24 protein-coding genes and 1 pseudogene are annotated in these 22982 nt (G+C 40.6%); 11 read left to right on the top strand and 14 right to left on the bottom strand.

Going from position 1 to position 22982, the window contains the following annotated elements; all coding sequences use genetic code 11:
- Positions 1-167 precede the first annotated feature (167 nt).
- Positions 168-2168, bottom strand: a complete 2001-nt coding sequence (gene speA / locus ACE1CA_RS18290; protein WP_459563548.1) for a biosynthetic arginine decarboxylase — start codon at positions 2166-2168, stop codon at positions 168-170.
- A gap of 179 nt (positions 2169-2347) precedes the next feature.
- Between speA and ndk the strand changes: the two genes are divergently transcribed.
- From ndk to ACE1CA_RS18270, 4 genes are all read left to right on the top strand, one after another.
- Entirely contained in the window at positions 2348-2797 is a 450-nt protein-coding gene (gene ndk, locus ACE1CA_RS18285; protein ID WP_413275804.1) for a nucleoside-diphosphate kinase, read from the top strand.
- Between the two features lie 142 nt (positions 2798-2939).
- Entirely contained in the window at positions 2940-3638 is a 699-nt protein-coding gene (locus tag ACE1CA_RS18280) for a Uma2 family endonuclease (RefSeq protein WP_413275802.1), read from the top strand.
- Between the two features lie 115 nt (positions 3639-3753).
- Complete coding sequence (locus ACE1CA_RS18275) at positions 3754-3873, top strand: DUF6888 family protein (protein WP_486517437.1); 120 nt, start codon at positions 3754-3756, stop codon at positions 3871-3873.
- On the top strand, positions 3870-4082 hold the full coding sequence (locus ACE1CA_RS18270; protein ID WP_413275801.1) for a DUF6887 family protein: 213 nt from the start codon (positions 3870-3872) through the stop codon (positions 4080-4082). The genes ACE1CA_RS18275 and ACE1CA_RS18270 overlap by 4 nt, the downstream gene beginning before the upstream one ends.
- An 85-nt stretch (positions 4083-4167) precedes the next feature.
- On the opposite strand, the gene ACE1CA_RS18265 is transcribed toward ACE1CA_RS18270, so the two are convergent.
- Positions 4168-4911 (bottom strand): TerC family protein, encoded by a 744-nt coding sequence (locus ACE1CA_RS18265; protein ID WP_413275800.1) that lies wholly within the window; start codon positions 4909-4911, stop codon positions 4168-4170.
- A gap of 301 nt (positions 4912-5212) precedes the next feature.
- Between ACE1CA_RS18265 and psaM the strand changes: the two genes are divergently transcribed.
- Positions 5213-5308 carry a photosystem I reaction center subunit XII gene (gene psaM, locus ACE1CA_RS18260; RefSeq protein ID WP_073596774.1) on the top strand — a complete coding sequence of 32 codons (96 nt, stop codon included), beginning with the start codon at positions 5213-5215 and terminating at the stop codon, positions 5306-5308.
- A 383-nt stretch (positions 5309-5691) separates the two neighbouring features.
- A complete protein-coding gene (locus ACE1CA_RS18255) occupies positions 5692-6093 on the top strand; it encodes a slr1601 family putative cell division protein (protein WP_413275799.1) in 402 nt (133 codons plus the stop codon).
- An 82-nt stretch (positions 6094-6175) separates the two neighbouring features.
- Here ACE1CA_RS18255 and ACE1CA_RS18250 read toward each other — a convergent pair whose 3' ends face one another.
- Positions 6176-6910, bottom strand: coding sequence for a tetratricopeptide repeat protein (locus ACE1CA_RS18250; protein WP_413275798.1), 735 nt, complete (start codon positions 6908-6910; stop codon positions 6176-6178).
- Between the two features lie 358 nt (positions 6911-7268).
- Here ACE1CA_RS18250 and ACE1CA_RS18245 point away from each other — a divergent pair, with 358 nt between their 5' ends.
- The 3 genes from ACE1CA_RS18245 to galT all read left to right on the top strand — a co-directional run bounded on the left by ACE1CA_RS18245 (position 7269) and on the right by galT (position 9608).
- Positions 7269-7733: a hypothetical protein gene (locus ACE1CA_RS18245; protein ID WP_413275797.1), complete on the top strand. Its 465-nt coding sequence runs from the start codon at positions 7269-7271 to the stop codon at positions 7731-7733.
- 23 nt (positions 7734-7756) lie between these two features.
- Complete coding sequence (locus tag ACE1CA_RS18240; protein ID WP_413275796.1) at positions 7757-8311, top strand: glutathione S-transferase family protein; 555 nt, start codon at positions 7757-7759, stop codon at positions 8309-8311.
- 298 nt (positions 8312-8609) lie between these two features.
- Positions 8610-9608, top strand: coding sequence for a galactose-1-phosphate uridylyltransferase (gene galT / locus ACE1CA_RS18235; protein ID WP_413275795.1), 999 nt, complete (start codon positions 8610-8612; stop codon positions 9606-9608).
- 26 nt (positions 9609-9634) lie between these two features.
- Here galT and ACE1CA_RS18230 read toward each other — a convergent pair whose 3' ends face one another.
- A complete protein-coding gene (locus tag ACE1CA_RS18230; protein WP_486517436.1) occupies positions 9635-10018 on the bottom strand; it encodes an EAL domain-containing protein in 384 nt (127 codons plus the stop codon).
- Between the two features lie 58 nt (positions 10019-10076).
- On the opposite strand from ACE1CA_RS18230, the gene ACE1CA_RS18225 reads away from it, so the two are divergent.
- Positions 10077-11140 (top strand): IS630 family transposase gene (locus ACE1CA_RS18225; protein ID WP_486517407.1). Its coding sequence is split into 2 segments (ribosomal slippage): positions 10077-10533 and positions 10533-11140, totalling 1065 coding nucleotides; the frame shifts between segments, so codons are not numbered across the junction.
- On the opposite strand, the gene ACE1CA_RS18220 is transcribed toward ACE1CA_RS18225, so the two are convergent.
- The 4 genes and pseudogenes from ACE1CA_RS18220 to argJ all read right to left on the bottom strand — a co-directional run bounded on the left by ACE1CA_RS18220 (position 11126) and on the right by argJ (position 15350).
- Positions 11126-12523: an EAL domain-containing protein gene (locus ACE1CA_RS18220; RefSeq protein WP_413278184.1), complete on the bottom strand. Its 1398-nt coding sequence runs from the start codon at positions 12521-12523 to the stop codon at positions 11126-11128. The two genes, ACE1CA_RS18225 and ACE1CA_RS18220, sit on opposite strands and share 15 nt — an antisense overlap.
- A 59-nt stretch (positions 12524-12582) precedes the next feature.
- Complete coding sequence (locus tag ACE1CA_RS18215) at positions 12583-13620, bottom strand: PAS domain-containing sensor histidine kinase (protein ID WP_486517435.1); 1038 nt, start codon at positions 13618-13620, stop codon at positions 12583-12585.
- A gap of 15 nt (positions 13621-13635) precedes the next feature.
- Positions 13636-13734: pseudogene (locus ACE1CA_RS18210) on the bottom strand (hypothetical protein); the annotation flags it as partial.
- Between the two features lie 374 nt (positions 13735-14108).
- Positions 14109-15350, bottom strand: a complete 1242-nt coding sequence (gene argJ, locus ACE1CA_RS18205) for a bifunctional ornithine acetyltransferase/N-acetylglutamate synthase (RefSeq protein ID WP_413278186.1) — start codon at positions 15348-15350, stop codon at positions 14109-14111.
- 60 nt (positions 15351-15410) lie between these two features.
- Between argJ and ACE1CA_RS18200 the strand changes: the two genes are divergently transcribed.
- Positions 15411-15776 (top strand): hypothetical protein, encoded by a 366-nt coding sequence (locus ACE1CA_RS18200; RefSeq protein ID WP_486517434.1) that lies wholly within the window; start codon positions 15411-15413, stop codon positions 15774-15776.
- Here ACE1CA_RS18200 and ACE1CA_RS18195 read toward each other — a convergent pair.
- From ACE1CA_RS18195 to alaS, 6 genes are all read right to left on the bottom strand, one after another.
- Positions 15773-16144 (bottom strand): four helix bundle protein, encoded by a 372-nt coding sequence (locus ACE1CA_RS18195; protein WP_486517433.1) that lies wholly within the window; start codon positions 16142-16144, stop codon positions 15773-15775. The two genes, ACE1CA_RS18200 and ACE1CA_RS18195, sit on opposite strands and share 4 nt — an antisense overlap.
- Positions 16145-16174: 30 nt before the next feature.
- Positions 16175-16321, bottom strand: coding sequence for a hypothetical protein (locus tag ACE1CA_RS18190; protein ID WP_486517432.1), 147 nt, complete (start codon positions 16319-16321; stop codon positions 16175-16177).
- Between the two features lie 180 nt (positions 16322-16501).
- Positions 16502-17980 (bottom strand): Asp-tRNA(Asn)/Glu-tRNA(Gln) amidotransferase subunit GatB, encoded by a 1479-nt coding sequence (gatB, locus tag ACE1CA_RS18185; protein ID WP_413276110.1) that lies wholly within the window; start codon positions 17978-17980, stop codon positions 16502-16504.
- Positions 17981-18142: 162 nt separating this feature from the next.
- Complete coding sequence (locus ACE1CA_RS18180) at positions 18143-18559, bottom strand: TFIIB-type zinc ribbon-containing protein (protein WP_413276111.1); 417 nt, start codon at positions 18557-18559, stop codon at positions 18143-18145.
- Between the two features lie 16 nt (positions 18560-18575).
- Entirely contained in the window at positions 18576-18968 is a 393-nt protein-coding gene (locus tag ACE1CA_RS18175) for a VanZ family protein (RefSeq protein WP_413276112.1), read from the bottom strand.
- Between the two features lie 362 nt (positions 18969-19330).
- On the bottom strand, positions 19331-21967 hold the full coding sequence (alaS, locus tag ACE1CA_RS18170; protein WP_413276113.1) for an alanine--tRNA ligase: 2637 nt from the start codon (positions 21965-21967) through the stop codon (positions 19331-19333).
- Between the last annotated feature and the right edge of the window lie 1015 nt (positions 21968-22982).

Here is a 22982-nt window from a genome sequence, read left to right as displayed (position 1 = left end):
GGTAGGGAGGTAGGGAGGTAGGGAGGTGGGGAGGTAGGGAGGTGGGGAGAATTTCTAGATCCAGATCTCTCCCCATCTCCCCATTCCCCCATCTCCCCATCTCCCCATCTCCCCATTCCCCCATCTCCCCATTCCCCCATCTCCCCATCTCCCCATCTCCCCATCTCTTAATCCACTAAATAAGTGTACCGACTGAGACTGCGTTCGTAATTTTGCAGTAACAGTTGAGATTCTTGCAAGGTGATGCGTTTTTCTTGCAAAGCTTGTTCAGAACGACGGCGAATTTTTTCAACTAAATCTTCTACATCGTACTGGACATAACCGAGAACTTCTTTCATCGTGTCACCCTTAACTACGTGCTCAATTTGGTAGCCTTTGGGGGTGAGTTTGATGTGAACGGCGTTAGTATCGCCGAACAAATTATGTAGAGAACCCATAATTTCTTGGTATGCGCCATTAAGGAACATTCCTAAATAGTAAGGTTCTTCTGATTTTAAGGAATGAAGTTCTAGCACTGATTTTACATCTCGGAGGTCGATAAAGCGATCGATCTTGCCATCACTATCACAAGTCAAATCTGCCAAAATTGCTCTTTCTGTCGGTTCTTCAACTAAACGATGAATCGGCAAAATTGGGAATAATTGATCGATCGCCCAACAATCAGGTGCCGATTGAAAAACTGACATATTCACATAATAGATGGAAGCCATAATTTTTTCCAAGTCTTCCAACTCATCAGGAACGTAATCTTGCTCTCTAGTCAGCTTCACAATTTTTCGACAACAAGCCCAGTACATCCTCTCCACTCTAGCTCTTTCTGCCAGTCGCAAAATGCCTAAATTAAACCGACTAATCGCTTCTTCTTTAAATTGAGTAGCATCGTGATAAGCTTCTTGGTAATTGTCGGAATTAATAGATTGATAGGTTTCCCAAAGATTCCAAATAATTGGCGGTTCTCCTTCTTGGGGTGGTTCTGGTTCATCAACGGGAACATCGCTACTACCAAGAACATCAAAAATCAAAACTGATTGATGAGAAGCGATCGCCCTACCACTTTCACTCACCAAAGTCGGAACAGAAATATTATGTTCGGCGCAAGCGTCCTTCAACTCTGCCACAATATCATAGGCATAGTTTTGCATATTGTAGTTTTTGGACGCATAGAAATTAGTTTGCGAACCGTCATAATCTACTGCCAAACCACCACCGACATCAAGATATTTCATATCTGCACCCAACCGCGCCAACTCCACATAAATTTTGCTGGCTTCTTGGATAGCATCTTTAATTACTTGAATCGCTGAAATTTGCGAACCAATATGAAAGTGTAGCAACTGCAAAGAATTTAACAAATCAGCTTCCCGAAACTTATCTACCACCTGAATAATTTCAGGAATAGTTAAGCCAAATTTAGCTCGATCGCCAGTAGAAGTTCCCCAACGACCAACACCTTGAGTACTCAATTTAGCACGCACTCCGACAATGGGTTGAATCCCCAAATTTTTGGCAGCGTTAATTACCAAATCGACTTCTTCAGTTTGTTCTAAAACAATAATCGGAGTTTGTCCTAAACGCTGGGCTAACATTGCCGTTTCGATGTATTCCCGGTCTTTGTAACCATTGCAAATAATCAAAGCACCTGGAGTATCCAACATCGCTAAAGCAATCATTAATTCCGGCTTAGAACCCGCCTCCAAGCCAAATTGATGCGGTTTGCCAAAAGTAACCAAATCTTCAATTAAGTGGCGTTGTTGGTTGCATTTTACCGGATAGACACCCTTGTAAGTGCCTGGGTAGTTGTAACGTGCGATCGCTTTCGCAAAGCAAGCGTTTAACCGTTCAATCCTATCTTCTAAAATATCCGAAAACCGAATCATTAACGGCAAAGCTAAGTTACGCTGTTTCAGAGCATTTACTAATTCAAATAAATCCAGCGAACCACCACGCTCACCTTTAGGCGAAACTGTAATATGACCAGCCGCATTAATAGAAAAATAAGGCTGACCCCAACCTTCAATTCGATATAATGCTTCGCTATCTTCGATCGTCCACTGTCTAGTTACTTCTCTAGCCACCAGTGGCATACCCTTAGTTTCTAATTGTGCTAACGCTGAAGATTGACCTTTTTCTTCGACAGTGGTATCTTCAGCCCGTGAGTAAGCCCCCATAGTTCTAGCCCCTACAACAACTACCGAATAGACAGTTTAACGTATTGGCTACCAAGTAGTTGGCTAATTTCCTCACCAAGCTTGTCGAGTTATCTCACCAATCCGAAATTAATAAAAATTTAACCTCAGAAAGTTTTACGATACTAAGCGGTAGACAATGTTTGGGAGCAAATATTTTAGTGGAACGCACATTTTTAGCAATCAAACCCGATGGCGTACAGCGAGCACTAGTAGGTGAAATCATCCGTCGCTTAGAAACCAAAGGTTTCACCTTAGTAGGTTTAAAACTGGTCAATGTCAGCCGCGAACTCGCAGAACAACACTACGGCGTACATAAGGAAAGACCATTTTTCCCCAGCTTAGTTGATTTTATTACCTCTGGCCCTGTAGTAGCAATGGTTTGGGAAGGCGAAGGGGTAATTGCTTCTGCACGTAAACTTATTGGTGCTACCAACCCACTAAATGCTGAACCTGGAACAATTCGCGGTGATTTGGGAATTAATGTTGGACGTAATTTAATTCATGGTTCCGATGCGCCAGAAACCGCAACTTACGAAATTGGTCTTTGGTTCAAGGATGAAGAATTGGTAAGTTGGCAACCCACAATTACTCCTTGGTTGCACGAATAATTTTAGTTGATTTTCACTTTTGAGCCATCGAGTTTTCGGTGGCTTTTTTTGTTGTTAAAATTAACAACGTGGTTTGTTGTCAGGACTTTAGTCTTGAAATTTGGCTAAATTTTTATTAATCATTAATTGGGGAGTATATTTTATGTTTCAATACGACCCTAAACTGCATTGGCCTTCGGCGGAAGATTTACCCGATTCTGATGATACTCCTGTGGATAATGAATTACAAGATTTAATTCCGGGTTTACTGAAAGCGATATTAGCTTTAATTTGGGGAAATCGTCAGGATTGGTTTTTCGGTGTTGATATGGGAATTTACTATCATCCTGAACAAAGTGCGATCGTACCTGATGGTTTTCTTAGTTTAGGTGTTGAGCGTTGTATCGATGAAGATTTACGCTTAAGTTACACCCTTTGGGAAGAAAAGCAAGTACCAATTTTCGTCTTAGAAGTTATCTCCCAAACTTACCGAGGTGAGTTAACAACTAAGAAAGATAAGTATGCTGAATTAGGAGTTTTGTACTATGCAGTTTACAATCCTCGACGGCGCAGAAAACCCCGTTTAGAAGTTTTTAAATTAATTAATGGGGTTTATGATTTGTTGCCCGGTAATCCCGTTTGGATGCCTGAAATCGGTTTAGGAATTGGTAGAGAAACGGCAGTTTATCAAGGGATAAATCGAGAATGGTTGTTTTGGTATAATCAACAAGGTGAGAGGTTTTTAACAGCAGAAGAAAGAGCTTTTGTAGCAGAAAATCGTGCAGAACAAGCAGAAAGAAGGGCGGAAATTTTGGCGGAGAGATTGCGATCGCTAGGAATAGATCCAGACACCCTAATATAAAATTAGTCTAGCCATCTTGTATAAAATCAAAAGTACCAAGAGTTAAGGAGTCAAAAATATTCCCACAACCGAACAAATGCTCAGTTGCTTTATTCTGAGCTATTGGGCAACTAAAATGTATCTACCAATTTACATAATCCGCATCGACGAACGCACTAATAATGTGTCCTTCTTAGCAGGTGAAGAAACAATGTTAACGATCAAACCCGATGGGGAATGGAGTCTCGAAACATGAAACCTAACTTTGAAGCTATGAGTCGAAAAGAGTTAAGGGAATATGTACTAGCACATCGAGATGATGATGATGCTTTCTATGCTTTGATGGACAGGATATATCAACAACCCAATAAAACATGGTTTCCCGCACCAAAATCAATTGATGATTTGAAACATTTTCCTGAGTTGTTGGAACAACATCGGCAAAGGAAACAAGAACAAGAATAAGTTATAAAGATAATCAGAAACCCGGTTTTTCAGAGAAACCGGGTTTCTATAATCTTGGCTAAACTACTTGCCACATTCAAATTTATTATTGAGGAATAGTTTCCTGTTCTTTGACTTCAGTAGTTTTATTTTCAACGACAGATTCTTCAGATTCAGTTACTTTGCGCTTAGAAAATCCCCAAATAAATAACAGCGCAATCACACTAATCATTACCCATTCTGGGGGAATTAAATCAGGGTTATATGCTCTTACTAGTAAACGTACCCCTACTATGCCAACGGTGAAATAACCTGCATCTCCTAAATGGAGAAATTCATCTAGCCAGCGAATGAATAAACCCGCCATGAATCGCAATGTGATGATGCCGATCGTAGCACCTGTTAAGACTAACCAAGTTTCTTTGGAAACTGCGATCGCAGTTGTCACGCTATCCAAAGAAAAAGCTAAATCAGTAAAAGCGATCATCGGCACGGCGTGCCAAACCGAAGGAAACCTCGGGCCGTGATGTTGATGTTCTTCATCCTCACTTGAGGTAAAATATTGAAACACTAGCCACAGTAGATAAGCACCACCCAATACTTCAAACTGCCAGTATTTTGTCACCCAGGTAGCTGTTAGAATTAAAGCCATTCTAAGTACATAAGCTATTAGCAAACCTATATTCAAAGCCTGACGTTGTAGTTTGCTATCTTCGAGTCCTTGGGAAATTGCTGCTAAGGCGATCGCATTATCCGCCGATAACACCGCCTCTAAAAATACCAAAATCACCAAAATAAAGAGCGTTTCAATCCCAGCATTAAAAGGAGAGTTAAAAATCTGATCTAGCATTAATTAGTTCTCAAACCTGACAGTTTATCATCAACAGCTAACAGTCCATAATCTCTTACAAAAGAGATCATTTTCTTATCTTATACTGATCTTAACCGAAGAAAGGAGAGAAGGCAGAGGAGCAGAGAAGCAGAGAAGCAGAGAACAAATCAATTTTCACCTTGTCACCTTGCCCCCTTGTCCCCTTGTCCCCTTGTCCCCAGATCCCGATTTATTGCGACTTGTTACAAAGTATTCCAAAAAGGGGGCAGTTTGACGGAAATTGGTGAACGAACAACCCCTAAATCAGGAGATGAGCAATATGTCTATATCTGATACCCAAGTGTTCGTAGCCCTAGTTGTAGCGTTGATTCCTGGAATTCTCGCTTTCCGTCTGGCAACAGAACTCTATAAATAAACAACCCCCGTTTAGGGAAAGGAGGTTTTTGGGAAGCTTCAGATGAGAGTGGGCATACCTTGTCTTTTCTGTTGCCTCTCAAAAACCCTGCTAAGGACGGAATGTTTCTGGGCATTTACATGGAGGAATTGGCAGCAAGGGTGTCTGAGTAATTGATTGTGGAGTTGCTTAGATAGGCTCAAATAGTGCAAACAGTCTGGTACTAGCTGCACTCAACTGCTAGGATATACCGTGCTGCTGAATTCCTACTGTACTGTCAAGATATGCCAGCTTCACTTTGTATTATGGGAATGTCATAATCGTCAGTTAGGTATGAATGGTCAGTTGCCCATTTCCTTAACGACTTAGCTGGTTTTAGTTTAGGAGAAAAGCCTTTCAGGATCATGAACGCAATTCAAACGTCAAGACCACACTTGGAACCCGTACAATCTCCGAAAGTTGTACGGCAAAGAGTGCGAAAGTTACGAACTCAGCGAACAGACGCACGTACTTTAGAGACAACTGTTAAATTAGCAGTTAATGTAATTATTTCTGGGGTAGCAGTTTCTAGCTTGGTAAATTTATTGCCTTATCACCGATCGATACAAACCAAGTTACAAGAAATTAGGTTTGAAGTTAAAGAAACTGAGCAACGGGTCGATCGCTTGCAAGCTGACTACAACCGTATCTCCGATCCGCAGCAAGCAAAAAATATTATGCGCGAACAGAGTCACTTAGTCGATCCGGCACGTCGTCAGATTGTTTTGCTGCAAAAAGATAATTTTGAGACTCAGGAGATAGATTAACTAACAACATCCGAATTAATTTCTCGGAGTTGGTGAGAGTAACAGGGTAAGGGGAGCAATCGAGCGACCCTTCCTCTTTCAGCTAAAACTGAGAGGGGCTGAGGATTTCGTCGATCCAGGTTTGTATTTGCTGTTTTTGGCGACCTTCGGGGAAGAAGGGAAGGGCACGGCGATAGTCGGCGATCGCATAGTTCCAGTCGCCGCGCAGGTGGTGAGTGCGTCCCCGTTCTTTCCAAGCTTGTCCTTGGAGTTGTCCCAATCTTAAGGCGAAGTCGAAGTTTTCTAGGGCGCGATCGTACAGTTTTAATTCTCTAAAGGTAATGCCCCGATTAATTAAGGCGCGAATGTGGAGGGGATTGAGGTCGATCGCTCGGTCATAATCTGCGATCGCTTTAGTTAATTCTTTTTTAGCAGCATAGTAGTTAGCGCGGTTATTGTAAGCAGCTGCTAAGTCAGGATTAATTTGAATTGCTTTGTTATAGTCAGTTAGGGCGGCATCTAATTCGCCGTTTTGATAGTGAATAAATCCGCGATTGTTGTAATCGTTGGCGTTGTCGGGGTGGCGATCGAGCAGACAAGTGATAATTGCGATCGCTTCCGAGTAATCGCCTTGAAGCATTTTGTGTTGAGCTAATTTCCGCAGACTAGTTTCTGGTTCTACTTGAGTGGATGCCAAACTTGGCGTGACGGAAGCGTTACCTTCTTGACTTTGACAATTAATTCGGTTAGGGTAAAAAGCCTGGTTTGCCGATGGAACATTTGAGCAGGCTTGCTGTTTAAAACAGTCTTGGTTATCTACAAAATAGCTTGTGTTCATCTGACCCCTACAATCGCTTAGGCTAAGTTTGGTTCCACACCTTACAATCTAGAAACTTGTGAGTCAAAATCTCTCTATCTCTTGTGTCACTTGTAGATGTGTCTTTAGTAATAAGACTGTCATTAGCAGTGATTAGTTCAGAGAGTAATTAAAACTGTGGTCAATCTCGCAGTTGTCCACTGAGTAAAAACTACAGATTGAACCAGCGAGATTCCTGAAGTAGTTGTAAGTGGTACAATTTCTAACTCCATTAAGCATCTTTACTAGTGTTACTGTATGTAATCGGGAAAGTATTGTTGTTGTCCGATCGCGGTAAGATCCGAAGGTTAGGATATCTTTGTTGCTGAATGTGATTACCATGACAACCGCTTTCCTGAATGCTAAAGCTCCTGATGTGTCAGCTGATGATTATGTGGTTCTAGGACTAGCGACTTGCTTTCTAAAAGCCGATGGAGAAGTACATCAAGTTTCTGTAGTGGAACCGATTCCTTCTGCGGCGCTAGAAGCCTTGATTAAGGGCATTCCTACTTCTTATCAATTCGCTGGTGCGACTACCTTGGGGAAGATTTTACCCAGTGATGTCCCGCAATTACCAGCAGATTTTCCTCCCGATGCTCAGTTTTGTGATGATTTTGCGGAACGGGCGATCGCAGCTGCGCGTACTTACAAAAGTCGTCCGGTTGCTCAATCCCATATTCCCCAAGGTACCACCCGCAATGATTTTAATTATTCTGTAGAACGGAAGCGGGTATTAAATTCTCAGCGCATTGTCCGTACTGAGGATAATGTTAAGCAGCACGAATATACACACAAAACACTTTAGCAGATTTATTGAGTTTATCCAAGATGTTGAAATTATACGGTGGAGCCTTTAGTCGGGCAGGAATTGTTAAATGGTATTTGGAAGAGTTGAACGTTCCTTTTGAGTTCGTATTACTAGATATGAAGAATGGGGAACATAAAAAACCTGAGTTTTTAACAATTAACCCAATAGGAAAAGTTCCGGCAATTGTGGATGGAGATTTTCAACTTTGGGAGTCGGGTGCTATTCTGTTGTATCTAGCAGAAAAGTATGGCGATTTGCCGAATTCCCCAGAGTATAAAGCGACGCTGGCTCAGTGGGTGTTGTTTGCTAATTCTACATTGTCTCTTGGGGTGTTCGTGGAGGCAAATCGCGATCGAGAAATGCCCCGCTTAATGACTGCATTAAACTCCATTTTGGAAAAACAACCTTACCTGTTAGGCAACGAGTTTACTATGGCAGATGTAGCAGTAGGATCGATGTTAGCCTATATTCCAATGATTTTGAAGGAAGTCGATCTCAGTCCCTATCCAGCTGTTTTAGATTATATGAAACGGGTGACAGAACGCCCCGCTTTTCAAAAAGCAATGCAGCCATAACTTAACTCAGATCTTGCACTCAAAGGAGGTAAAACCTCCCAGATCCTCGTTCCCAGGTTCAACCTGGGAACGAAAAATAGAGGCTCTGCCTCTTGGTATAGAAGCTCTGCCTCTTGGTGCAAGATCTGAGTTAAGAAGACAAACTTATCAGGGGAAAAAATCCTAAAATCCAATGTCCCACGATGAATAGTCGTGGGCTTCTCTATTGCCTAAATAAAAATTGAGAGATAATTTAGGTTTGGAGTGTTTTTCTCCGTCACAATACAAATCGCAAATTTAACAAACAAATCTTAAAAATATGCCAGAAATCAGACTTAACCTAATTACTAGAGATTGGGTAATCATTGCTACTGAGAGAGCGAAAAGACCCCATGAGTTAGTTACTCCAAAACCCGCCAAAACAGCGCTGCCATCCTATAGCCCCAGTTGTCCATTTTGTGCGGGAAATGAGGAACGTACACCTATAGAATGTGGTCGAATTAGTGATGCTAATGGTTGGAAAGTGCGCTCTGTTCCTAATAAGTTTCCTGCCTTATCAACTGAAGGTGAACCTACAATGCACCTCCAAGGAATTTATCGTTCTATGGAAGCAGTAGGAGTTCACGAAGTATTAATTGAACATCCTCGTCACGATTTAACTACTGCTTTATTACCTGTGGAAGATGTAGTTAATATTATTTTACTGTATCGTCAACGTTATCAAGAAATTAGTAAAGATCGCAGAGTTAAGGCAATTATTATATTCAAAAATCATGGAGAAAGAGCAGGTACTTCTCTAGAACATCCCCATTCACAAATTGCGGCTACTCCCGTTGTTCCATCACAAATTCGGATTCGTATTGAGGAAGCAATTCGATTTTTTGATGATACGGGAGAATGTTTGTTTTGCCGAAGTTTGCAAGAGGAATTAGTAGCAAATAAAAGAATCGTTTTAAACAGCGAACACTTTGTCGCTTTTATTCCTTATGCGGCGCTTTCTCCTTTCCATATTTGGATTTTTCCCCGTCGTCATAGTTCGTCTTTTGATGAAATTACTGATGCAGAAGTTTTTGATCTTGCCTTTACTTTAAAAACTGTGTTAGCTAAATTATATTATGGTTTAAATAATCCTGATTATAATTATTCTATTCGTTCTCTTCCTACAGATTCGTTTGCCAAAAATTACTTTCATTGGTATATTGCCATTGTGCCTCGGTTGGGAATTACTGCTGGTTTTGAATTAGGCAGTGGAATGTATATTAACCCAGCACTACCGGAAGAAAGTGCCAAGTATTTATCAGAGTTACAAATTCCTTAGAAAGTTTTAATAACAATTTTTTGGAGTTATTTAATAGATAGTATTGCTTTACTTTTAATTAACTTTTTAAAATCGCTAAATGGCACGGGACGACTAAATAAGTAACCTTGCATTTCGTCACATCCGTTTTGGCGAAGAAATTGCAGTTCGCCTTCAGTTTCCACTCCTTCTGCAATTACTTTTAAACCTAGTTGATGAGCCATGTCAATTATTGCTTTAGTAATGGCTTGTTTTTTGCTATTTCGATCGACATCGCGCACGAAGCACTGATCGATTTTTAAAATATCAAATGGTAGTTGTTGTAAATAGTTTAGCGAAGCGTATCTAGTGCCAAAATCGTCGATCGCAATTTTAATCCCCAGTAATTTTAGTACTTTTAATTTATTATATAGCCAGTCTAAATGAGTCATGAAAGAAGTAAAAGGGTAATCTGGTAAAATAAGAACGGCTTGTAACCGAGAAGTAGAAATGAGAGCAGTAGAAGATTCAGAAGTTAGAAAACAGCTAAAGACTCTCGAAGATTTTATTAAAAGTAATCCAAAATCGGCAGAAATGAAGAGAGCATTAGCAGCTAAATTGGCGTTAGAGGGATATCGCTATGAGAAAATTACAGAAATTTTAGCAGTCTCAGTAGGGTTTATCAGTAAATGGTTTAATGCTTTTAAAGTCGGCGGTAATGAAGCTTTAAAATCCAGGTATAAAGGCACAGAAAGTTATTTAAGCCCAGAAGAAAGAGCGGAAACAATTGCGTGGTTAATTCAGCAAAAAGCTTGGGATATTTCCGAATTAGAAACTTATTTAATTGACAAATATGATGTAGTTTTTCAATCGCGACAAAGCTATTATCAGATTTTTCAAGAAGCGAAAATCTCTTGGCAAAAAGGAGAACAGGTGAATCCTCGATATGATGCAGAATTAACTAAAAAAAAAACCAAGAAATTGCCGCACTTCTCGAAAAACATCGCACCGAAATAGAGGCCAGAAAGCTGGTGGTGTATATTATTGATGAATGCCATCTACTCTGGGACGATATCTGTGGTTATCTGTGGAACTTCATCAAAGAACCAGTGAAAATTCCACTGTTGAATCCCAAAGAAAGACAGACTTATTATGGAGCTTTAGATCTATTAACGAAAGAATTTATTCTCGACCCTTATCCCCAAGGAAATGGAGAAAACACTGTCAATTTTGTCACTCAACTACAACAAAGAAATCCGGGAGCCAAAATTTTATTGATCTGGGATGGAGCTAGTTATCATAGAGGAGAGGAAATGAAAAAATTTTTAACTCAACAGAATCAAGAAATGACTCCCGAAGAATGGAATGTTACTTGTCATAGATTTGCGCCTTACGCTCCCCAAGAAAATCCTGTAGAAGCAATTTGGCTACAGTTAAAAAATTTACTAAGAAGATTTTATCGGTTTGGTAAAAGTTTTGCCATTGTGAAGCGGTTATTTCAGCTTTTTGTTGATTTCAAACTTTTTAATGTTCCTAACTTTAAAAACTACGATGCTTTTTCACAATTCATTTAGACTGGCTATAATTGCTAAAGTAAGATCGGCAATTAATAAACTTTCAGTTAATTCAAATTCAAGAAATTTTGGTTCAATTCCAGCATTTAAGGTGATTCTAAGTAACTGTTGCGCTAACTCTTGTTGATTGAACTGATAGCCGGATATATTTACTGCGACGCGGATACATTCTAATCCTTCTTGATGCAGAGCTTTTGTATGTTTACAAGCTGTGTTGAAAACCCAATCACTAATTGATTTAATTAATCCTGTTTCCTCAGCTATAGGAATAAATTTACCTGGAGAAATAAATCCTTTGGCTGGCTGATACCAACGTAAAAGAGCTTCTGCACCGACAATTTTACCTGTTCGTAAATCTACTTTAGGTTGATAGTGAAGTTGCAGTTCTTGACGCTCTATAGCATGACGCAAATCTGCTTCTATCGCTAGTTCATTGTCCCAATCTATACTTAATAATTCCCGATAAAATTCCTGGCGATTTCCTCCCAAATTTTGGGCATAATTCATAGCTTTTTTGCTATTATTGATTAATTCCTCTAATTCATCACCATCTTGTTTAAAGATAGCGATGCCGATGCTGGCGGTGACAAAAATTTCTCGGTAATTAATAAAAAAAGATTCGTTGAATAATTGGAGAATTTGGTGAGCAGCATTGGTAACTTCTTGTTTATTTCTCAGTGAATTGAGGACGATCGCGAATTCCTCATTATTTAACCTAGCTAAAAGTTCGGGATTACCTAAATAAGTAGTTAATCTTTTTACTATTAAATTCCCTAAGTATTTATTGTTTTGATAACTTAATATATTGCTGATTTTTTGTAACCGATCTAACCGCAAGCAAAACACCGGAACAATATTTTCAGTACTTCTTGTTAAATTCAAATGATTAATAATTTGATTAAATTGTTTTTCTAATAATGTTAAGTTGGATACTTGATTTAATAGTTGCAATTTTTCTTGAGCTACTTGAATTTGTGCAGTGTAACGAATTGCCATTGCTTTTTCAGTTTCATATCTTTCTAAAGCAATTTCAATAGTAGTGCGGAGATCCTGCGGTTTAAAAGGTTTCACTAAGTAACCATAAGGTTTGGTATGTTTGGCTTTTTCTAAAGTATCATTATCAGCATAAGCGGTCATGTAAACTATAGGAATTTGCAATTGAGTATAAATTGTATGAGCTGCTTTTACGCCATCAATATCTCCTGGTAACATTATATCCATGAGTACTAAATCGGGATGATTGGCGATCGCTTCTTTAATAGCTTCTTCACCCGTACTAACTACATCTACTACCTCATAACCTTGTTGGTTGAGATTTCTGTATATATTTTCGGCGACAATTAGTTCGTCTTCAACTATTAAAATTTTAATGTTTGTTTTCATGGTTATTCTATTTTCTTCTAGAAATGTTAACATGATTTTTCCCTAAGTAATTAGACATTTTAAATTCTTGGTTTATACGGTAACTGCTTAAAGGTTAATTTGGCAACAGTCCCCGTCTGAAAAGAAAACTCCAAACTAGCTTTCAATTGCTTGGCGAGAATTTGCACTAATTTTAAACCTAAAGATGTAGGATTTTGCAAGTCCACAGTTGCTGGAATACCAATGCCATTATCTGCCACAATCAGATTAAATTGCTGCTCGTCAGATTGAAATAATTGGACTTTTACCTCTCCATCTCGACCGTTAGGAAAGGCGTGTTTATAAACATTTGTGATTAACTCATTGATGATTAAACCGCAGGGGATAGCTGTTTCCAAATTTAATGATAATGGTTCAGCTTCCACCATTAGTTTAATACTTTTGCTACCAATGTAAAAAGAGGTACAAAGATTACCAATTAACCCCTGAATATATTTATCCAATCTCACCTTTCCTAAATCTTCAGATTGATATAATTGTTCGTGAATTAATGCCATTGTGTAGATGCGATTTTGGCTATCATTAAAAATTTCTAAGAGTTTTGGGTCGTTAATATTATGTATTTGTAAATTTAAGAGGCTGATAATTACATGAAGGTTATTTTTGACGCGATGGTGAATCTCTTTGATTAAAATTTCTTTTTCTTCTAGCGCTAAGAGAATCTTCCGTTCTGCTTCTTTGCGCTCTGTAATATCCCGAACTATAATTAATACTTCATCTTGACCACAGGGCGAAATCCGAATTTCTTCATGACAAATTTTGTTACATTTTGGTAGTTGCTGTTCGTAAATTTGAACTTCTTTAGTAGTTAATGCTTGCTCTATATATTCTAACTGCTTTTGTAAAATATCTGGTGTCAGTAATTCGGAAATATGGTTGGCGATCGGTACATATTTTTTAGCAGAAGAGTCTTTAGGAGAAATGAAATTTAGGCAAGTTCCATCTCTTTTTACCCGCAGTAATAAATCGGGAATTCCATCAATAATTGCCCGATTTGTAGCTTCGCTTTGTGATAATGCTGCTTCTGTGATTTTCCGTTTAGTAATGTCAGTTACCATAGTTAATGCACCAATATATTTTCCTGTTTGATTATGAATTGATGAACAAGAAACAATCGCCCATAAATTTGAGCTATCTTTTCTTTTAAATTTAAAATTTTGCTGTTCTCTAATACCTTGACTAGAAAGTTTTAGTTTCTCTTGCTATTGCCTTAATATAAACCAACCTCTATCAATTTGCCTAGAGCAATTTATTTAAATTTAATAAAATTTTCATGATTCAATAATTCTAATTAAACAGTAAGCTCTAAATATACTTAGTCTTCATTGTATATATTTTAATTAAAATGTGAAAAATTTTTGAATTTTCAATAGTTTTACTATATTATTTTTTGATAAAATAAAAAAAGTAACAAATGAGGGATTGACTCAGAGATGAAGGAGGAAAAGTGTTTCTAGACTTTCCCCCTTAGCCTCGCAGCCTGACTTCTGAAAAGGCCCAACTTGAGGAATGATTAGTTAACAAAAAACAAACAAAAAGTGATTAATTAGGTTGTATATTCAGCGTTAATCTTGACATAATCGTAACTTAGGTCACAACCCCAAGCTTTGCCAGAGCCATTCCCATTACCGACGCTAACAGAAATTAACACTGTGTCATCGTGTAAAAAAGCACCCGACGCTGCTTTTTTGAGATATTGATTAGCCGCAGAACGATCGAAAGGTAAAGGCTGACCATTTTCCATTAACAAGAAATTACCCAGAGAAATTTGCAAATCTTTTTGGTCGAAATGTACACCTGCACGACCAGCCGCAGCTGCAATTCTACCCCAATTTGGGTCACGACCGAAGATCGCAGATTTGACCAAAGAGGAGCCAGCGATCGTTCTAGCAATTTGACGCGCCGCGCGATCGTCCGCTGCGCCAGAAACTACCACTTCAATCAAACAAGTAGCCCCTTCACCATCCCGCGCCATTGCCTTAGCCAAATGCTGACAAACAGCAGTTAACATTGCTTCCAACTTCTCTGCATCTGGGCTCATTTCCGTAATTGCCGGAGTGCGGGATTGACCGTTTGCCAAAGCAATTAAACTGTCATTGGTGCTAGTATCGCCATCCACTGTGATTTGGTTAAAAGTTTTGTCAGCGGCGCGAGAGAGCATTTCTTGCCACAGAGAAGGAGAAACAGCGGCATCGCAAGTAACAAAAGATAACATTGTCGCCATGTTAGGATGAATCATCCCTGCACCTTTGGCAATTCCCCCAATTCGCACCGGACGACCATCAATGGTAGTTTCCAAAGCAATACTTTTCGGCACAGTATCCGTAGTCATAATTGCCCTAGCTGCTGTATCTCCGCCAGTGTCCGACAAGGAAGCAACTAATTGAGGAATGGCAGCTTTTAAGATGTCCATTTTAATTCTTTGACCGATCACGCCAGTAGAGGCAAGTAAGATCGAATTCGCAGAAATATTTAAAGCTTCTCCGAGTACTTTAGCGCATTCTTCTGCATCAGCTTTGCCTTGTGCGCCTGTAGCAGCGTTAGCTTGTCCAGAATTGCAAAGAATCGCTCTGGCACTAGGTTTAGTTTGTAATATTTGCCGACAATAGTCCACAGGTGCAGCGCGAACAACCGAGGTAGTGAAAACTCCAGCTGCGATCGCCTCCTCATCCGACACAATCAAAGCCAAATCCGGCAATCCCGAAGCCTTCAATCCCGCCGTAATTCCCGCCGCCCGATACCCTCGCGGTGCCGTAATACTACCATCAATCACTTGCCAATCTGACATTTTTCTTCCTCCTGACAGCATTCTTGTTTGAGAGGCGATTATATCAGGGGAGATGGGGAGGTGGGGAGATGGGGAGGTGGGGAGATGGGGAGATGGGGGGATGGGGAGGTGGGGAGATGGGGAGGTGGGGAGATGGGGAGATGGGGGGATGGGGAGGTGGGGAGATGGGGAGATGGGGAGGTGGGGAGATGGGGAGATGGGGAGATGGGGAGATGGGGAGATGGGGAGATGGGGAGATGGGGAGATGGGGAGATGGGGAGATGGGGAGATGGGGAGATGGGGAGATGGGGAGATGGGGAGATGGGGAGATGGGGAGATGGGGAGATGGGGAGATGGGGAGGTGGGGAGATGGGGAGATGGGGAGATGGGGAGATGGGGAGATGGGGAGATGGGGAGATGGGGAGATGGGGAGATGGGGAGGTTTAGTTGATGATCCAGCGGTGGGAGTTGTTAATTAAATAGACTAAACCACCGAGTATTTGATTATAAGTAGCGTATAATTTTCTGCCTTTTTCTATTTCTAAATATTGGCATTTAACAGCGAACTTAATCCATACTTGGGTTTCCGCAGCTTCTGCTTCACAATCACTGAGTTTAGCAATAAAAGCAGCTTCATATCTTCGCTTTCTCCAAGCTTCTGCAAGATTAGCGCAAACAGATCGAGATGAGCGACGAATTTGATCGGTTAACGAGTATCGTTCTGCTTGGGGAAAAGTTTTAGAAAGTTCAAAAATTTGCATAGCTGCTTCAAATGCAATTTGATAAACCTCTAAATCTTCATGAGTTCTAATCATTTCTTCTCTACCTAAAATATATTCTTACCATTATTGCCCATCTCCCCATCTCCCCACCTCCCCATCCCCCCATCTCCCCATCTCCCCATCTCCCCACCTCCCCATCTCCCCACCTCCCCATCTCCCCACCTCCCCATCCCCCCATCTCCCCACCTCCCCATCCCCCCACCTCCCCATCCCCCCACCTCCCCACCTCCCCTGCTCCCTTGCCAAAAAAAAAGGGGAGCCGCTTGGATAACGACTCTCCCGATCATCAGGGTGCATCTACTTACATCAATATACCATTCAAGGGGTGAGGGGTGACACCCCTTTTTTAAGGTTTTTATGAAGTTTAGGGGTTTTTTCGTAAAGAAGTTATCAAGATTGCAACTTCTTGGTTAGGAGTTGGTTGGTAAGTTGGGGGTCGGCGCGACCAGAGGTTTCTTTCATCATTTGTCCGACGAAGAAGCCGAGTAGTTTGGTTTTGCCTTTGCGGTATTGTTCTAACTCTTTGGGATTGGCGGCGATGATTTTGTCGATTATTTGTTCTAAAACGGCAGGATCGGAAATTAATCCTTTATCTTTGACCATTTCCTGAACTGAACCGCCTTTGGTGAGCAGTTCTGGCAGGATTTCTTTGGCAATCTTGCCGCTAATGGTTTTGTCTTCGATTAAGGAGATGAGTTCAGCCAGTGTATCTGGTTTGAGGGCAATTTCCGTAATACTGAGTTTTTCGTTGTTCAGATATGCCGTAATATCACCCATTACCCAGTTTGCTGCTTGTTTGGGACTAGCACCATTAGTGACTGTGGCTTCAAAATATTCAGCGACGGCGCGATCGTCCGTCAACACCCTCGCGTCGTAAGGGGAAAGTCCTAATTCGCTTTCGTAACGGTGGCGCTTGGCGGCTGGCAATTCGGGTAATTCTTCTTTCCAGTGTTGCTTTTGTTCCGCAGGAACTTCTAAAGGTGCCAAATCGGGTTCGGGGAAGTAGCGATAGTCGCTGGAACCTTCTTTTTTCCGCATACTAATGGTTTTTTGACTCCCTTCTTCCCAAAGGCGAGTTTCTTGAACTATTTTTTCTCCGGCTTCGAGTGCGGAAATTTGCCGATCGATCTCATAATCGATCGCCCTTTGAATCGCACTAAAGGAGTTCATATTTTTAATTTCTACTTTAGTGCCAAATTCTTTTTGCCCCACTGGACGCACAGAAACGTTAACATCACAACGCAAGGAACCTTCTTGCATATTCCCGTCGCTGACTTCAAGATAACGCATGATTCTTCGTAGTTCTTGAGCATATTCCGCTGCTTCTTGTCCCGATCGCATATCTGGTTCGGAAACAATTTCTAACAAAGGAACGCCTGTGCGGTTGAAGTCAACTAAGGAATAGGTAGAACCGGAAAGGCGATCGCTACCTGCATGAACTAACTTACCTGCATCTTCTTCCATGTGCAGACGGGTAATACCAATCTTCTTCCTTGTGGCGTTACCTTCTTCATCTACTAACTCAATTTCTAGCCAACCACGTTCGCAAATTGGCAAGTCATATTGGGAAATTTGATAATTTTTTGGTAAGTCGGGATAAAAATACTGTTTGCGATCGAACTTGCTATAAGGCGCAATTTCCGCATTCAGGGCTAAACCAGCTTTTACTGCATATTCCAGCACCTTTTGATTGAGTACTGGTAACACTCCTGGCATCCCCATACAAATCGGACAAACATTTTCGTTGGGTGCTGCACCAAATTTGGTAGAGCAATTACAGAAAATTTTGGTAGCTGTACTCAGTTGACAATGGGTTTCTAAACCAATGATGGCTTCGTACTTAGTTTTAGCTGGAGCAGCTGTAGTCATGGTTGAATAAATTGCAGCTTTCTTGAGAATGGGCTTCTATTTTAACCTTTGTGTCCTGATAATGATAATCGGTTTACTGCAATTTTTCGTCCTAGATAGCATCACCAATTTTCAGAGGCAACTGAGTAACTGCTGCAAATTTATGACAAAAATTACTTAGTGCTACGTTCCAAGATATTTACCAACAATATCAGCGATATATTGTTCTGTTACGATTTCCTTCTCCATTTCTGAACTAAACTGACTGCGAATTGCCGCTAATTCTCCTGCATCCAACCAAAAACCTGCACAACTTGGACATTCATCGACTAGCACCTGTTTTTTGACACCGTAATAATGTCGCATCATCAGGATGTTTGGACACTTGGGACAATACCTTCTCAAATTATGATTAACTTCCACTTCTGGACTTTTTTGAATATTTAATAGGCTCTCTCCCTCTGTTTCTTCCAGGTTATCAACTTTTTGCAATTCAAAGCGATCGAACCAAATCCCCCCACAACCACCTTCGCAAACATCAACAGTGATATTTCCAGCTAATTTCTCACTTAATTCATTGTCACAAGCAGGACATTTCATACATTTACTCTCCCAACTAACTTTTCAATTTTATCCTTTCTGCCAGAAAGTAAAACAAGATGATTCCAGCTAAGTCAGCCATTAGACCTAGAAGGCTAGAAGTCGCTTTAGGTGAGAATCTTTGCAGTATTTCATCCAACATACAACAGAGGGCTATGATTAACGGAGCTTGGGGAAAAAGTATGCCAAATACCATGACATATCGTTTATTCAACGCTAGGTGACTAAAAAAGGCAGTTAGCCCCAATAATAGAAAGTGCATGAAGGTATCGCTAAAAGGCACCTTCGTAAGTAAAGGTGAGAGGCTTTTTAAATAAGCAGAAGTAGAAATAAAAATTAAAAATCCTAAATATAAGCTACAAGCGAAAATCCAAATTTTGTTTGATGCTTTGATCTTGGAAAAGTTCATAATTGCTGAGTTTGCTACAACATTACAAAACTACAAACGTAACTCAACTAAATCAGATTAGTTGAGTCTCATCCAAACATGAGTGGCAGTTATCTACTTCATTAGGCAGATAGTAGTTAACGCCATACTGGTAAACAACACCCTGTAGTCTTAATTTGCTCTAACTTAGCTCTTGCAGCTAATATATCAAAAGTCGTAAATATTTGGTTAACTCAAAAGTAGTCAAGGATATGGAATAGGCACCAGAGGCAGAGCCTCTATATTTCGTTCCCAGGTTGAACCTGGGAACGAGGACAAACGAGGACAAGGAGAATTTTGGCTTTCTGTCTGTTCCCCCCTTCCCTTTCTTCTCTTATGCCTTCTTATAGCCCTTCTCGTAATTGCTTACGAGCAGTTTCTAGCGCTTCTTTTAATTTTGTAGCATCTCTTCCACCTGCTTGGGCTAAATTTGGTTTGCCACCACCACCACCACCGCAAATTTTGGCAATTTGTCCGATGAATTTGCCAGCTTGTAAACCTTTTTTGTTGACTTTTGGACTAAAAGCTGCTACGAAATTCACCTTTTGGGGTTCGGGACAGGAAGCTAAAATTACTGCTGCTTCGCCTAATTTTTGCTGTAATCTTTCGGCAGCAGTTTTTAATGATTCAGCGTCTACTTCTGGGAGTTCAGCTACTAAGATTTGGTATTCGCCAACTGTTTCTGCTTGAGATAGTAATCGATCGGACTTGGTAATTGCTAACTCTGCTTTTAAGGTTTCTAATTCCTTTTGAGTTGCTTTCAGTTCGTTTTGGAGATTGGTGATTCTTTCGGGAATTTCTTCGGGTTTTGCTTTAAAGCGATCGCTCAATTCCTTCACTACTTTATCCCGCAGATTCAAGTATTCTAAAATAGCTGGCCCTGCGACTGCTTCAATGCGTCTAATTCCGGCAGCAACACCTGTTTCTGAGATAATTTTAAACACGCCAATTTCGGCAGTGTTATTCACATGAGTTCCGCCGCAAAGTTCCATCGAAACGCCAAAATCTAATACTCTTACTTCTGCACCGTATTTTTCGCCAAACATAGCAATCGCACCTTTAGCTTTTGCTTCTGCTAAGGGCAGAACTTCCACAACTCCGGCGTGTGCTTCGGCGATCCAAGTGTTAACTTGTTCTTCAATTTGTTGGATTTCTTCTGGTGTTAAAGCACGGGGACAATTGAAGTCAAAACGTAAGCGATCGAATGCTACCAAAGAACCTGCTTGCGAGATTGAATCATCGACAATTTTCTTCAATGCTGCTTGTAATAAATGAGTAGCACTGTGATTAGCTTGCACCCGACGACGACAAGATCGATCGATTTGCGCGTTGACGCTATCTCCTACTCGTAAATTACCTCTTTCGATGCGTCCAAAATGTACAAAGAAATCTGATTCTTTTTTAACATCGTGAATGCTAACGATCGATCCATAGCCGCTAATTGTGCCGCGATCGCCAATTTGTCCGCCAGATTCCGCATAAAATGGAGTGCAATCCAAAACTATTTGAATTTCCGTTCCCGCTTCTGCTTCTTCTACAGCTTCGCCATTTATCAGAATTGCTTCGATTTTGGCATTGGCTACCGCTTCGGTGTAACCTAAAAACTGGGTAGCGTGGATGTTTTGCGCTAATTTATCCAAGGAACCTTGGACGGTTAAATCAATAGTTTCGTGGGCAGATTGCGATCGCGTTGTTTGTTCCTTCATCGCCGCTTCATAACCCGCCAAATCTACCATTAATCCCTCTTCTTCGGCAATTTCTTGCGTTAGTTCCAAGGGAAAACCGTAAGTATCATAAAGGACAAAAGCATCATTTCCGGGAATTTCCGTTTTTCCAGATTTCTTAACTCGTTCAATAGTTTCTTCTAGCAATTTTTCGCCCCTTGCCAAAGTCTTTAAAAAGCGAGTTTCTTCCCTTTGTAGTTCCGCTTTAATTGTCGCCTCTCTTTGCCGCACGTTGAGATAAGCTGATTCGGAAAGCGCGATCGCAGTTTCCGCAACTTTCGGCGTAAAATCCTCCGAAATTCCAATTAATCTGCCATGACGCACTACCCGACGAATTAACCGCCGCAACACATAACCGCGCCCGATATTTGATGCTCGAATTTCGTCAGCAATCATGTGAACAACTGCCCGGACGTGATCGCCAATTACTTTTAAAGAAACCTTGGTTTTTTCATCAGCTTTAGCGTAATCAATTCCCGCAATTTCCGCTGCCGTTTTGATAATCGGAAAAATCAAATCTGTTTCGTAATTATTGGGAACTCCTTGGAGGATTTGCGCCATCCGTTCCAATCCCATTCCGGTATCAATATTCTTGTTTTGTAGAGGAGTTAAATTACCCTCAGCATCCTGGTTATATTGCATGAAAACCAGGTTATAAAATTCAATAAACCGAGAATCATCATTTAAATCAATCTCGTCATCGCCTCGTTCGGGATGAAAATCATAGTACAATTCCGAACAAGGGCCACAAGGTCCAGTCGGGCCAGAATTCCAAAAGTTATCCTCTGCACCCATGCGTTTAATTCGCTTTTCTGTTACGCCGATTTTGTCTCGCCAAATTGCCAAAGCTTCGTCATCTTCCTCGAAGACACTAACAGCAATGCGTTCTTTAGGTAAACCAAAAATTTTTGTAGAGATTTCCCACGCATAAGCGATCGCAATTTCTTTAAAATAATCCCCAAAGCTAAAATTACCCAGCATCTCAAAAAAAGTATGATGCCTTGCAGTGCGTCCGACATTTTCAATATCGTTAGTACGAATACACTTTTGTGATGTAGTAGCGCGAGGAAATTCGGGAGTTCTTTGTCCCAAAAAAATCGGTTTAAAAGGTAACATCCCAGCAATAGTTAACAAAACTGTGGGATCTTCGGGTACTAAGGAAGCGCTAGGCAAAATTTGATGTCCTTTTTGAGCAAAGAATTCGAGGAATTTTTGCCGAATTTCGCTACCGCTAAGATATGGGAGAGATACAGGCATGAGTCTAATTGATTTGGTGATAGTGGGGACTGGGGACTAGGGACTGGGGACTAGGGACTGGGAAACTTTGACTAGGATTTACCAGATTTCTTGATTAATCCTGTCCCAGAATATAAATCGAGAAATCCCGATCGAGTTTTGCGTTTTCCCGATGCTAGTCAGTCTTCATTCTCCAAACCCCCATTTTAACTATATTTTGCCTTTTGTTTCCAGCTAGGTACAGAGGCAGAGGAGCAAGAAAACTTCTGAACTCAAAACCTTCTCACTCCCCAGTCCCTAGTCCCCAATCCCCAGTCCCCAACCAGTATTAAGGCTATTTGCTAAAAACTTAAGTAGTGTAAAGACAAATCAAATTAAGTAAACAAGTTCTTACCATAAAAGTTATCTGTGCTACTTTAAAGATGGACACCAAAAGGAACAAATCAACAAGAAATAAATGGTTCGGTCGCGGTGTCTCCTGACAGGAACCAGATTGCAGTTTAAATCAAAGGCATAGCTAAAAAAGTGGCATAAAGCTCTTTGTTTAGAGCAGTACCAAACCCAGATCAGGAAAGACCAATCTATGCAAAGGCCGTGGTAATGTAGCTGCAATTATCTTAGTCCACCTTAGTTTTTTATCCTTTATCATCGTCCTAGTTTTTGACGATTAACACTTGAAAATTTTGCTCATTTTTTCCGAACGTGCCTAGTCCCATTGACTAGGCATTGTTGCGTTTGAGGGTTGGTAGGACACTCTCTTTAATTAAAGCTTTAAGTTCCTGAATTTCCATTTCTACTCCCTATCTGTTAAATTTGCTGGCTTTTTACCGAATATATTAACGCTCACATCAATTTTACCGAATAAAATTCGCCATCAGTGAACTCGATCGCACCTCTAACTTACTCAATCTTATTTAGTTATTGCAGAAAACTGCTTCTTCTCTTCTTTCTTTGTGTCCTTCGTGTCTTACGCGCTACGCGAACGTGGTTCAAAAAATCTTTTTCACGAATTATTTAGACTGGCTATAAAAAGCAA

This window comes from Floridaenema evergladense BLCC-F167, assembly GCF_041929205.2.
GTDB lineage: Bacteria > Cyanobacteriota > Cyanobacteriia > Cyanobacteriales > Aerosakkonemataceae > Floridanema > Floridanema evergladense.
Note: the sequence above shows the minus strand (reverse complement) of the source record. Positions and strands in the feature narration are given on the sequence as shown.